We start from the raw sequence: 12,401 nt of genomic DNA on the forward strand, positions 1-12,401 counted from the left end.
TATCAACTTTAGACGACCTTTCAACAGACTTTACTAAAGCTCAAACCATTCTTGAAAGTGCGACCCTATTTATATTGTTAGCTATTTTAAAGTGACTAAAGCGACTAAAGCAGACACTCAATTTAAATCAAATCTAACAACATCACATCGATATTTCAATATACTGTCAGTCGTTATCATTAAAAAGGGCTTTTGATAATATCTTATTAAAATTACTAGGCTGGGTGTCCTGTTAATATCTTAAAGTCGCATAAGTCTATTTTTTTTTCTATGTTGGCCAAACGAAGGGAGCGGGCTTGTTGGAAGTCGTTTTTGCTACTGCTGTATTTTGGGCGAGTATCCCCCTTATTAATTTCCCCGTTTCTTTATGCTTACTACAAAATGTTTTTAAGTATAAAATTTCAACTCTACTGCGTGCCCAAGGGGTTGTACGCAGAAATTTCAAACTTGATTTGAGGCGCGGTTTATTGGTGAAACAACGAATATTAAGTAACTCACCCATCTTATCCCAACCAATTTTCTTCTCTAGATCTGTTAGGATTTGTTCAAGTTTCACGCCGTGGAGTGGATCATTACTTTTATTCATAGTCTACTTAAATTTAAAAATAGCATTGTAACAAGTTTACTAAATATTGACAGAATTATGCGCTTAACTCAGGTAAAAGTGCAGATAGAACTTTATAGAAAAATTAATATTGTCAATGAGCAGACATAGATATTATTCACGACCTAAGTCAACACCCCTTCAAATTAACGCGTTTAGTAATTCAGTTATTTAGCGCAATAAAAAAGGCTTACATTGCTGTAAGCCTTTTCTATAGTATTGGTGCAGATGGAGAGACTCGAACTCTCACGACCTAAGTCACCACCCCTTCAAATTAACGCGTCTAGTAATTCAGTTATTTAGCGCAATAAAAAAGGCTTACATTGCTGTAAGCCTTTTTTATAGTATTGGTGCAGATGGAGAGACTTGAACTCTCACGACCTAAGTCAACACCCCCTTCAAATTAACGCGTCTAGTAATTCAGTTATTTAGCGCAATAAAAAAGGCTTACATTGCTGTAAGCCTTTTCTATAGTATTGGTGCAGATGGAGAGACTTGAACTCTCACGACCTAAGTCAACACCCCCTTCAAATTAACGCGTCTAGTAATTCAGTTATTTAGCGCAATAAAAAAGGCTTACATTGCTGTAAGCTTTTTTCATAGTGTTGGTGCAGATTGAGAGACTCGAACTCTCACTACCTAAGTCACCACCCCCTCAAGAATGCTCACTAAAATTTAAAATTAAACACAAATACAACAACTTACATCTAAAATCATTTTATATTCGTTCAGAAATAGTTGCAGCACCAGTCATTTGAGATCAATAGCTTACATATGAGTTAGCAACCAAGATTACAGGCTAACACTATACCAAACAATATTTTCATTCTTAAAAAAGGTATGACATTTTGAAGAACGTGTATCTATGTTTCTAAGTTTCTTCTAAGTGTGTCAACACCAATGTATAAATTCCCTGTATCGTTATATTTAAGCCCCATTTTTGAGCAAAAATTTTAATAGCCTCAGTATTAGGACATTCAATATAAACAAATCTCCATTTATATGTTTCAGAAAAATTAATTATAAATCGAAGTAAATTGGTAGCATACCCAACTCTTTGGCTGCGAAAACATATAACTGCAATGACAATACTCAAGATAGGAAAGCCTCCTCCCCAGCCTTATTCTTCAAGGTGACTTTAAAGCCCTCACCAGATAGTTCAAATCTTCCAATATCCTTGCTATCAAACCAGCCATTTTCGGCAGTAACCTTAAGGCCGCCTATTGTCGTGCCATTACCTGATCCATGACAAGTAATAGATTTGTTATGTTATTGATTCAAATTTATAAATAATTTTTCGCTGATATTCTTGATGAGGCTGTAAGATATTACTAGGGAAATGTTTGTTATTTTCTGCGTCAGTATAATTTTGCGCCTCTAAACATAGCCCTTGATATGACTTAAATTTTCCACTTAAATAGAAGCCAGTATAAAGCTGTATTGCTCTCTGATCGGTGTAAATAGATAAACTGATTTGATTCTGCACAGACGTTAGCACCGCTTTCGGCTCACCAAAAGGCGTGCTATCCAGAACAAAACAATGATCATAGTCATTTTTTTCTTGAAGGGATTCATCTTGAGATTTCTGCTGTCTATCGCCAATACAAGCGGGTTTTCTAAAATTATAATCAGTATCTGAAACGGAAACTATTTTACCCGTTGGAATATTTGCAGCATCCGTTTCTAGGAAAGCCGATGACATCATTTGTAAATATAATGACTGGCAGTCATTTTCCCCCAGGTTAAAGTAAGCATGGTTAGTCAAATTGATTACTGTGACTAAGTTAGTCTTAGCTGAATAATTTATGCTAAGTTTATTATCCGTACTTAACTGATAAGTAACAGATAAGGTTAATTCTCCAGGAAAACCTTGGTCTCCACAGGGAGAAATTAGCGATAAAGTCACTGAAGTACTCGTGAGGCTTTGCCTATCTATTTTCCAATAACGAAAAGAAAAATTATCATTCCCACCATGTAAACAATTTTCACCGTCGTTTTGAGGTAACTGATATTGCTTACCGTCTAGTTGAAATTTACCACCTGAAATACGATTACATACTCGGCCACAGGTTGCGCCTAAATAGAACTCATCATTTACATACTGCTGCGCCGATACATAGCCTAGCGTCATTTCCGTTGGTATAGTATTAACGGGAAATTTAATTGATTTAATTCGAGCACCAAAATTAATAATTTCAACAGACATCCCATAGTTATTGGTCAGTGTTACTGTTGCCAGTTCCTCTGCGAGAGCTATATTCTCATTAATCATTAAGCTAAATAACCATTAGGGTTATTTGACTGCCAGCGCCAAGTATCTTCCATCATTTGTTCTAGCGTTCGACTTGCTTGCCAGTTAAGTTGCTTGTTGGCCTTATTAGCATTTGCCCAAAAAGCGGGTAAATCCCCGGATCTTCTAGGTGAGACTTCAAAAGGAATTTTTTTATTAATGACTTGCTCGAATGCCTTCACAATTTCAAACACTGAGATACCATTACCTGTGCCTAAATTAAAGGCTTCAACACCGCTAAAATCACTCTGACGATTTAACCAATCTAATGCCGCAACATGTCCTTGGGCCAAATCCATCACATGCAAATAATCGCGTTCGCAGCTACCATCTTTAGTTGGATAATCATCACCAAAGATAGCAAGTTCGTCACGTTTACCTACAGCAACTTGGGCGACATAAGGTAGCAGGTTGTTGGGAATTCCTTTAGGATCTTCACCTATTGTACCGCTTTCGTGAGCGCCAATGGGGTTAAAGTAGCGTAAAGATACGCCTCTAAAGTTATTATCCGAGAGGGCAAAATCAGCCAGCACATGCTCTACCATTACTTTACTCGCACCATACGGGCTTGAAGGAGTACCTAATTTCATTGTTTCTACATAAGGCACATCATTTTCTTCACCATAAACAGTGGCTGACGAACTAAAAATAAAATTATGGACATTATGCTGTTGCATAACCTCTAACAAACAAACAGATCCATAGACATTATTTTGATAATAGCTTAACGGTATTTTCGTTGATTCTCCGACCGCTTTTAATGCGGCAAAGTGAATAACAGCATCAATCGAATACTGTTTAAATAATTGGCTTAATTTATTTTTATCACAGATATCTCCCTCAATAAACGTTACCGACTTTCCGGCTAGTTTTTCAACTCTATCAATAGATTCAAGACTTGAGTTGACTAAATTGTCATACACGATAACGTCATAATTATTTTCTAATAACGATAAAACGGTATGTGAGCCAATATATCCAGCACCACCGGTGACTAATACATTCATTTTTTGGTCCTTAAAAAGTAACAAGGCCAATAACTTGGCCTTTTTCTTATTATGTTTTGTTTACCACCAAGTGGCGTATAGAGCTGTAAGGATAAGTACTACACCTATTCCGGCGACATTAAATGACTTGGTTGTTGCAAAGTTCACCTGCTCTAAACTCACACTACTATCAGCAGTATTAGGTTTTCCTAACATGGAAACCCCATAACAAAGCACTAAACAAAATAAAAAGACTAAACCAACACGGTCCATAAACGGTAACTCAGGCCACGTAAATTTAAGTACTAACGAAAATACTGCTGAGCCCAAGGCTGCTGACAGCGCGCCCGATGATGTTGCGCGTTTCCAAAACATACCCATAACAAATATAACAACGATGCCGGGGGTAAAGAAACCCGTGAATTCTTGGATATATTGAAACGCTTGGTCAAACTTACCCAGTAAGGGTTGAGCAACAATTAACGCGATACACAAAGAAACTAGCGCGGCAATACGACCAACATGTACATAGTGACGTTGACTCTCGTTGGGCTTATAACGTGTATAAAGATCCATAGTAAAGATGGTAGAAATACTATTGGTCATTGAGGCTAACGAAGACACTATGGCAGCAACTAATGCAGCAAAAACTAGCCCTTTAATACCAACAGGTAACATTGCCATCATTGACGGATAAGCTTGATCAGGGGTAGTTAATGTAGGATAAAGAACTACCGCTGCAATACCGGGTAATACTACAATAAGCGGCATTAATAACTTAAGGTAGGCGGCAAAAGCAATACCTTTTTGTGCTTCTTTTAAATCTTTAGCCGCTAAAGCACGCTGAATAATATACTGGTTAAAACCCCAATAACTAAAGTTCATTACCCACATGCCACCAATTAGCACAGAAATACCTGGCAGGCTCATGTAATGGTCATTATCTGAACTTAATATCATGTCAAAATGCTCAGGCATTGTGTCGGTAAGAATCCCAAAACCGACTAAAAACCCTTGACCATCAGCCACGGCGTCTAAGGCTAAATAACTCAGTAACAAACCGCCAAAGACCAATAACACCACTTGTAATATGTCGGTAAAAGCAACCGCTTTTAAGCCGCCATATAAAGAGTAAGCAACAGAGAAAACGGCTAAAAATATCATGCCGAACATCCAATCAACACCTGCTACGGTTTCAATGGCCATACCACCTAACCATAACACCGCGGTTAAGTTAACAAAGGTGTATACCGCTAGCCAAAAAATAGCCATGGTAGTTTTTACCTTATTATCAAAACGTTGTTCAAGGTATTGCGGCATGGTAAATATTTTATTTTCCAAGAAAATAGGCAACATGTATTTACCGACTAATACCAAGGTAATGGCGGCCATCCATTCGTAAGAGGCTATAGCTAAACCAATAGCGTAACCAGAACCTGACATACCAATAATTTGTTCCGCTGAAATATTTGCGGCGATTAACGAAGCCCCTATAGCCCACCAAGGCAGTGACTTGCTAGCTAAAAAGTAATCTTCTGTATTCGCACCTTCTTTTTTCTCATTACGAGAAACCCATAAGGCAAGGCACAGCAGGCCTATGACATAGACAATAAAAATGGTGCTATCTATCGTCCCCAATTTATGTGTAAAGTCCATCGTTTGTAACCCTTGATTTTTAGTTATAATTATTTTTTGCGCGAGTTTTAATTTTATTTATTTAACTTTTATTCGATTCTATATTTAGTCAATTACCTGAATGCACCTTGTGATGCATTACAGTGATAAATACTGGGGCTTAAGCCAAATTCTTGCTCATATTTACTATTGATAATATCCGTTACCTTGGTCACTAAATCATTAGGCACTAAGGCAACCACACATCCACCAAAACCACCGCCGGTCATACGTACACCGCCCTGTTCACCTAAGACGCTATCAATCATATCAACCAAGCCATCCATTTCTTTGGTCGTAACTTCAAAGTCATCACGCAAAGAAATATGAGACGCCTTCATCTCGGCACTAATTGTTGCCATATCATTGGCTTTTAACGCCTTTAATGTCGCTACCGCACGGGCATTTTCACTAACAACGTGACGAGCACGTTTAAACAATTCTGGCTCAATTTGCTCTTCGGCAGCAGTAAGCTGCTCCATTGTCACTTCCCGCAGGGCAGACACACCAAAGTACTTAGCCACCGTTTCACATTGGTGACGTCTTAAGTTATAAGCACTATCAACCAAACCACGTTTAACATTTGAATTAACAATAAACAGTGTCAAATCGTCTGGAATAGGCGCATCTTCAAAGGATAGGTCTTTGCAATCAAGTAACATGGCATGACCTTGCTGTCCCATGGCTGAGATAAGTTGGTCCATAATGCCGCAATTACAACCGACAAAATCATTCTCGGCTTGCTGACCAATAAGCGCAGCATTAACACCATTTAAATCTAATTGATAAAGCTGAGTAAAGGCTTTTAAGATAGCTATTTCAAAACTGGCAGATGAACTTAAACCAGCACCTTGTGGTACATTTCCAGTGACCGCTAGGTTCGCGCCTTTAATTTCAGGATGCTTTTTCATTAACGCTTGTAATGTGCCTTTAACATAATTACTCCACATCATTTTTTGATCAAAGGTAATGTCGTCAAGACTAAACACATTAATTTGTGGCCCACAGTCATGTGCGTATACTTTTACTATCCTGTCTTCACGTTTTGATGCTGCAATGCTAGTACCATAATTAATGGCTGCTGGCAGCACAAAACCATCATTGTAATCGGTATGATCACCAATTATGTTAACTCGGCCTGGCGCATGACAAACTAGCGCTGCTGAGCGCTGAAATTGCTGCTCAAATAAAGTTTGCACAAGCGCTTGTTGTTTAAAGTCTTGTGAATCTGAAACGGAAAAATTCATTAGTTACTATCCTTATAATGAGTGGTTGGCAAGTCACGGAGCCTATTCGCTGCTTGCTCTGCAGTAAGGTCTCGTTGCGCTTCAGCCATCATTTCATAACCCACCATGAATTTACGCACCGTAGCCGATCTTAATAGAGGAGGAAAGAAACTAGCATGTAAAGTCCATTCATCATGTTGCTGTCCATCAAAAGGTGCACCGTGCCACCCCATGGAATAAGGAAAAGAACAATTAAATAAATTGTCATACTTGATGGTTATTTGTTGGAGAATATCAGCGAGTGATAACTTTTGCGCTTCATTGAGCTCAGTTATACGTGACACAGCAAAGCGTGGTAGTAGCAAAGTTTCAAATGGCCATGCGGCCCAATAAGGAACAACAACCAGCCAATCTTCATTTATCACCACAATACGTTCTTTATTTGCAACTTCTCTCACAACATAGTCTTGCAATAAATTATTGCCATGTTGCGCTAAGTAAGCCAACTGCGAATTTTGCTTTTTCATTACTAGGGTTGGTAATTGCTGTTGTGCCCAAATCTGACCATGAGGGTGTGGGTTAGAACAGCCCATGACACTGCCTTTATTTTCAAAAACCTGAACCCATGAATACGTTTTCCCTAATACCTCACATTGACTCTGCCATGTATCAATAACATGGGTAATTTCTTTTATTGAAAGCTGTGGCAAGGTTTTACTATGGTCTGGTGAAAAACAGATAACTCGACTCTCGCCTTGCTCTGTGGCCATTTTAAAAAGCGGATCATCACTGACTACACTCGGCGTATCTGGTTTGATTGCGGCAAAATCATTGGTGAACACAAAGGTGTCTTTATAGTCATCATTTTTTTCACCATTGATGCGGGTATTGCCTGCACATAAAAAACAGTCTTTGTCATACTTTGGCTTTTCTTGCTCATCAAGCTTTTCAACTTGCCCTTGCCAAGGTCGTTTGGCGCGATGAGGTGAAACCAATACCCATTCATCAATTAAAGGGTTATATCTTCGATGCGGGTGTTCTGTCGGATCAAACTCGATAGTCATAATATTATAAGTCACAATTATTGAAAAATGGGAGGGAGTGAGGTAGGCAAATAGCTATGCCTACCTCCCATTAACTAGAAGAATATTCGACTAGCTAACTGACAAAATGTAACTGGATTATTTTTTAAATTTAACGTCCTTGCTTAACTCAATAAGTGCATCAACATTATGGTTAATAAAAGGCACCAAGGTAAATCGATAGCTCAGAGGGTTATTAGCATTAATTTGATATTCAGCCATGGCTTTGGCACCCCAGCTATTATCACCGGCCACACCACGTTGCCCATAATCAATATTCAGTTGTACCAGATCTTGTTCCTTAATATCTGTGGTATGCTTACCATAGTTAGCAACTAACTTGCCATCTTCGATATAATGTGGATTTTTTGTCCCTACATGCTGATAACCATCAGTGCCGTTCGTAACATCAAAGTCTTCATTAGGCATATGCAAGGCACTAAAGCTTAAAGGTTTATCTTGTTGGCTAACGATCAATAAGCCATTTTTCTTGTCATCAATTAATGCCAACCAGCGAGTACCTGTTTTGTAGCCATTTTCCTGTGGGCGGATATATGGCACATACTGTTCGCTGACACTTGACTGATAAAGATCGATAAAGGCCGATGCTTTTCTATCAACATAGTTTTCCCATGGGCCACGACCAAAATAAGTTAATTGTGAAAACTGTTTTGGCATTTGCATACGCATACCAAAACGTGGCATATCTGCTTTAGAATGACTTGCTCCAAGCTGATTTGCTATCTTTATCATGCCATTGCCTGAAATGGTATAACTGGTTTTCAACTTACTCTCAACACTAGGTAGATGAAATTCAGTACTGACTAAATATTGATTATCAGTAAGTTTTTTATGACTGAATGTTACTAATTCGGCATTTAACGTGGCTTCTTTCCATACTAAATTACGCTTGTGCATTTGAGCGCCGAAATCATTATCTGTAGGTGCTCGCCAAAAATTAATACTTGGACCTTGCCCTGACTTGATTAATGCTTGACCCTGATATTGATAGTCAAGCATTAAGCCCGTTTGACTATTAAAGGTCACACTCATATTTTCATTTTTAATGGTCACTCGCTGTTTGCTATTGTGAACCGTTAAATTTGAGCCTTGTTCAATACTGGTTTTGCTTACCTTACTTAATGAAGCTAGCTTCATTTGCTCATGAGCTAATTCATATCCTTTAGGTAAAAGGCCCCAAGCTTGCTTTAGCGTGGCAGAAATAAGCATGAAATATTCAGTGTTTTCTTGAAGTTTAATACCGTTAAGATCAACGCGAATGAGTTGGCCTGTTTGGGGTTCTATACTGACTTGATCAAAAACTTGGCTTTGTATCACTTTACCGTCAGTTTTAATTTCAACCGTAAAATTAAAAGCATTAAGATCAGTAAATTCATATAAATTTTCAATCAATATTCTTTGTTCATTCGCTTGAGTGATGCCCCTATCTTTAAAATTAATAAATTCATGGGCTTTTTTTACTTCGAATAACGCTGGTTGTGGTGTTCTGTCTGGAAAAACAATACCATTATTTAAAAAGGTATTGTCGGTTGGCATTTTAGTACCATAATCACCTCCAAACGCATAGAAACGCTCACCCTTTTCATTAGTTTTCCAAATAGACTGATCAACCCAATCCCAAATAAAACCGCCTTGCAAATTATCATGTTGCTCAATCACATCCCAATAATCTTGGAAGTTGCCTGAGCTATTACCCATAGCATGTGCATACTCACTTGGGATGAAGGGCTTATTCGTTTTTGTATTACCTACATCTTCAAAGTTGGCAACAGAAGGGTATTGGGGGGCAATAATGTCGGTATTAACATCCATATCATGATATCGAGGATCACTATTTTTATATGGACGCTCATATTGTACAGGGCGTTTAGTATTATCAGCCGCTTTAATGGCCTTATAACCATCATAAAAATTAACCCCATTACCCGCCTCATTACCTAATGACCAGATGATCACGGAAGGATGGTTTTTATCACGTTCTACCATGCTAATCATGCGATCTAAATGAGCAGCTTTCCAGCTAGGTTTTTTAGCTAATGAATGTTCGCCATAGTACATACCGTGGGACTCAATATTTGCTTCATCAACCACATAAATACCGTATTGGTCGCATAATTCATAAAACATATCTGGTTGTGGATAATGACTCAATCGAACGGCATTAATATTATGTTTCTTCCATAAGCGAATATCTTGTTCAATTAGCTCTCTAGAAATAACATGGCCTGTTTCCGGATTATGCTCTTGAGTATTAACGCCTTTTAATTTAATAGCACGACCATTAACGAGTAATAAGCCATTTTTAATTTCAACACTTCTGAAGCCAATTTTACTTGATGTGGCTTCTAGAGTTTTGCCATTTTCATCTTGAACAGCTAATACTAAGGTATATAATTCAGGGTGCTCTGCGTTCCATTGACGGACATTTTTAATGATAGCGCTAAAGTCTGTGCTAGTAGCGCCTTGTTTGGTATTAAGCTGTTTACTCTCTTGCGCAACAATATTGTTCTTATTATCAAGAATTTGGTAACTTACTTTTACTTTAGCATTACTCGCCAAGTGATTCTGCAGATCTAAGGTCAACGCAAATTCACCATTTTTATACGCGCTATCTAAAATAGATGTCACCTGAAAATCTTGAATACGTATTTTAGGTTGTGCGTACACATAAACGCTGCGCTCAAAACCACTAATGTCCCAAAAGTCCTGGCCTTCTAGATAAGAGCCATCTGTCCAACGGAAAATTTGTACCGCCAAGGTGTTTTTACCACTTTTGGCATATTTGCTTAAATTGAACTCTGCTGGCGTTTTGCTCCCCTGAGAATAACCGATATATTCTCCATTGAGCCAGACAAAACCACCGGCCTTCATACCACCAATTTGTAGAAATATTTCCTTTTCTAACCAATCTTCACCTAAGGTGAAATCTCGACGATATGAACCAACTGGATTGTTTTCCATAGGAACAATACCTGGATTTTTAGGGATAGCACCGATAAATTTCATTTCATTACTTACAGGAAAGGCTTTGTCAGCAAATGCATATTGATGATTCACATAAATAGGTACACCATAACCTTCAACTTCCCAGTTACCGGGCACTTTAATGTTGTCCCAGTCGCTGATATCTTTACTTGGATTGAAAAAATCTAAAGGCCTTTCAGCTGGAGAATGTACCCAATTGAATTTCCACTGCCCGTCAAGTAACTGGAAATATTTTGCTTCTGTCGGATTATTCAAAATGGCATTGTCGAAAGTGGTAAAAGAAGTAAAGCTCGCACGTGGTGCTTCTTTATTTTCACCAATCATTTTCTCATTAGAAATATAATAACTAAGATCTTTAGATATTAATTTAATGGGTTTCCTAGTACTTTCAGCACAAGCACTCAGTGAAAGGCTACATAATAAGCCAGCTATAATACTTTTATTCATGTTATTCCTATATTGTGGTTATACGCCCATAATCATTCTAGATGCAGGTTTTCAACAGTCAAAATACTTACCTGCAGCCTTGCTCTGAATCGTGATAGCCAGCTATCACTCAATTTACTTGCATCTGAAATTTTTAAGCATCTTCAAGTTTCTACACATTTATATAGATAATAGCAAATGAAAGATAAAACTCAATCAATTATCTTTCTTTTATTTTCATTTCTTTGCTTTTAAATATAAAAACACAGAGATAAATATATATCAAAAACACTAAAAACATAATAAATTAAATTATCAACTTATAAAACAACAACTTAATAGCAGACCTTAACACCAACTAATATTACAACCAACACCCTCAAATGAAAGTATATGAAACTCACGACACATCCTAAAGAAAAGATTGATGATCTTTGGTTCAATCAGCGACAAGATAATTACAAATTGTAATGATTGGAGCAGGTACTGAACAGATCAAGTCATCATATTGACCTTTAAACAAAAATAACCTTTACTTTTTTTGAAACACTTTAATTAAATTACAGCCCTTCACATTGAACGTTTTCAAAACATAACCTACTCGATATTATTTTGTTAGCCATTAGTGCCGTGCGATCTGCTGCAGAAAAACGGGAAGATATTGATTATTTGAGAGATGTAAAAATTGATAGTTAAAAAATGTAAATTTCAAAGCATATATGCCAAGGCTCGACAATTTATAGCTTAAAAGCTGATAAACTAAAGAGTTAATTTAAATCTTCGATATCATAACCTTATGAAACCACATGATACGATTTTACCATTAATTGAAAGACAACCTATGGTTTGATAAAGGGGGGGGGTGCCGTTTTTATTAAGTGCATCAAGACAGTGTTCTAACACCTCATACTTGATATGCCCAGGCTTGGCTCCTGCTGTGATAAGTCGTTCAAGAGGTTTATCTTGAAAATATTGACTGTAGATATGCCGTGTATGGCCAATAAAGCCTAGGTCATTAATAAGCATTGCTAAAGCTAGCGCTCAACCGCTGATATTTCTATTATCTGAGACGCCAATTGCCTAATCAATAATTTGGGCTTAATCAAT

The 12,401-nt window shown here is 37.6% G+C and carries 8 protein-coding genes; all 8 read right to left on the reverse strand.

Features of this window, described 5'->3' with window-relative positions:
• Positions 1-268: 268 nt before the first annotated feature.
• The 8 genes from H4J57_RS07475 to H4J57_RS07510 all read right to left on the reverse strand — a co-directional run bounded on the left by H4J57_RS07475 (position 269) and on the right by H4J57_RS07510 (position 12,320).
• Entirely contained in the window at positions 269-586 is a 318-nt protein-coding gene (locus H4J57_RS07475; protein ID WP_182215849.1) for a VF530 family DNA-binding protein, read from the reverse strand.
• 1,282 nt (positions 587-1,868) lie between these two features.
• Positions 1,869-2,876 (reverse strand): aldose epimerase family protein, encoded by a 1,008-nt coding sequence (locus tag H4J57_RS07480; protein ID WP_182242413.1) that lies wholly within the window; start codon positions 2,874-2,876, stop codon positions 1,869-1,871.
• A complete protein-coding gene (gene galE, locus H4J57_RS07485) occupies positions 2,876-3,901 on the reverse strand; it encodes a UDP-glucose 4-epimerase GalE (RefSeq protein WP_182242414.1) in 1,026 nt (341 codons plus the stop codon). Before galE ends, H4J57_RS07480 begins: the two co-directional genes overlap by 1 nt.
• A gap of 60 nt (positions 3,902-3,961) precedes the next feature.
• Positions 3,962-5,536, reverse strand: a complete 1,575-nt coding sequence (locus H4J57_RS07490; RefSeq protein WP_182242415.1) for a sodium/sugar symporter — start codon at positions 5,534-5,536, stop codon at positions 3,962-3,964.
• Positions 5,537-5,628: 92 nt separating this feature from the next.
• A complete protein-coding gene (galK, locus tag H4J57_RS07495) occupies positions 5,629-6,801 on the reverse strand; it encodes a galactokinase (RefSeq protein ID WP_182242416.1) in 1,173 nt (390 codons plus the stop codon).
• A complete protein-coding gene (locus tag H4J57_RS07500; protein ID WP_182242417.1) occupies positions 6,801-7,844 on the reverse strand; it encodes a UDP-glucose--hexose-1-phosphate uridylyltransferase in 1,044 nt (347 codons plus the stop codon). Before H4J57_RS07500 ends, galK begins: the two co-directional genes overlap by 1 nt.
• Before the next feature lie 117 nt (positions 7,845-7,961).
• Complete coding sequence (locus tag H4J57_RS07505) at positions 7,962-11,315, reverse strand: glycoside hydrolase family 2 TIM barrel-domain containing protein (RefSeq protein ID WP_182242418.1); 3,354 nt, start codon at positions 11,313-11,315, stop codon at positions 7,962-7,964.
• Positions 11,316-12,080: 765 nt separating this feature from the next.
• Positions 12,081-12,320: a DUF4277 domain-containing protein gene (locus tag H4J57_RS07510; protein WP_182242419.1), complete on the reverse strand. Its 240-nt coding sequence runs from the start codon at positions 12,318-12,320 to the stop codon at positions 12,081-12,083.
• Positions 12,321-12,401 lie beyond the last annotated feature (81 nt).

Source organism: Colwellia sp. BRX8-7 (assembly GCF_014077275.1).
Taxonomy (GTDB): Bacteria; Pseudomonadota; Gammaproteobacteria; order Enterobacterales; family Alteromonadaceae; genus Colwellia_A.

What these genes read in the sequence shown, in the direction of transcription:
- H4J57_RS07480 (WP_182242413.1), bottom strand. Translation starts at nt 2,876, where the DNA reads ATGATTAATGAGAATATAGCTCTCGCAGAGGAACTGGCAACAGTAACA.
- H4J57_RS07510 (WP_182242419.1), bottom strand. Translation starts at nt 12,320, where the DNA reads ATGCTTATTAATGACCTAGGCTTTATTGGCCATACACGGCATATCTAC.
- H4J57_RS07490 (WP_182242415.1), bottom strand. Translation starts at nt 5,536, where the DNA reads ATGGACTTTACACATAAATTGGGGACGATAGATAGCACCATTTTTATT.
- galK (WP_182242416.1), bottom strand. Translation starts at nt 6,801, where the DNA reads ATGAATTTTTCCGTTTCAGATTCACAAGACTTTAAACAACAAGCGCTT.
- H4J57_RS07475 (WP_182215849.1), bottom strand. Translation starts at nt 586, where the DNA reads ATGAATAAAAGTAATGATCCACTCCACGGCGTGAAACTTGAACAAATC.
- H4J57_RS07505 (WP_182242418.1), bottom strand. Translation starts at nt 11,315, where the DNA reads ATGAATAAAAGTATTATAGCTGGCTTATTATGTAGCCTTTCACTGAGT.
- H4J57_RS07500 (WP_182242417.1), bottom strand. Translation starts at nt 7,844, where the DNA reads ATGACTATCGAGTTTGATCCGACAGAACACCCGCATCGAAGATATAAC.
- galE (WP_182242414.1), bottom strand. Translation starts at nt 3,901, where the DNA reads ATGAATGTATTAGTCACCGGTGGTGCTGGATATATTGGCTCACATACC.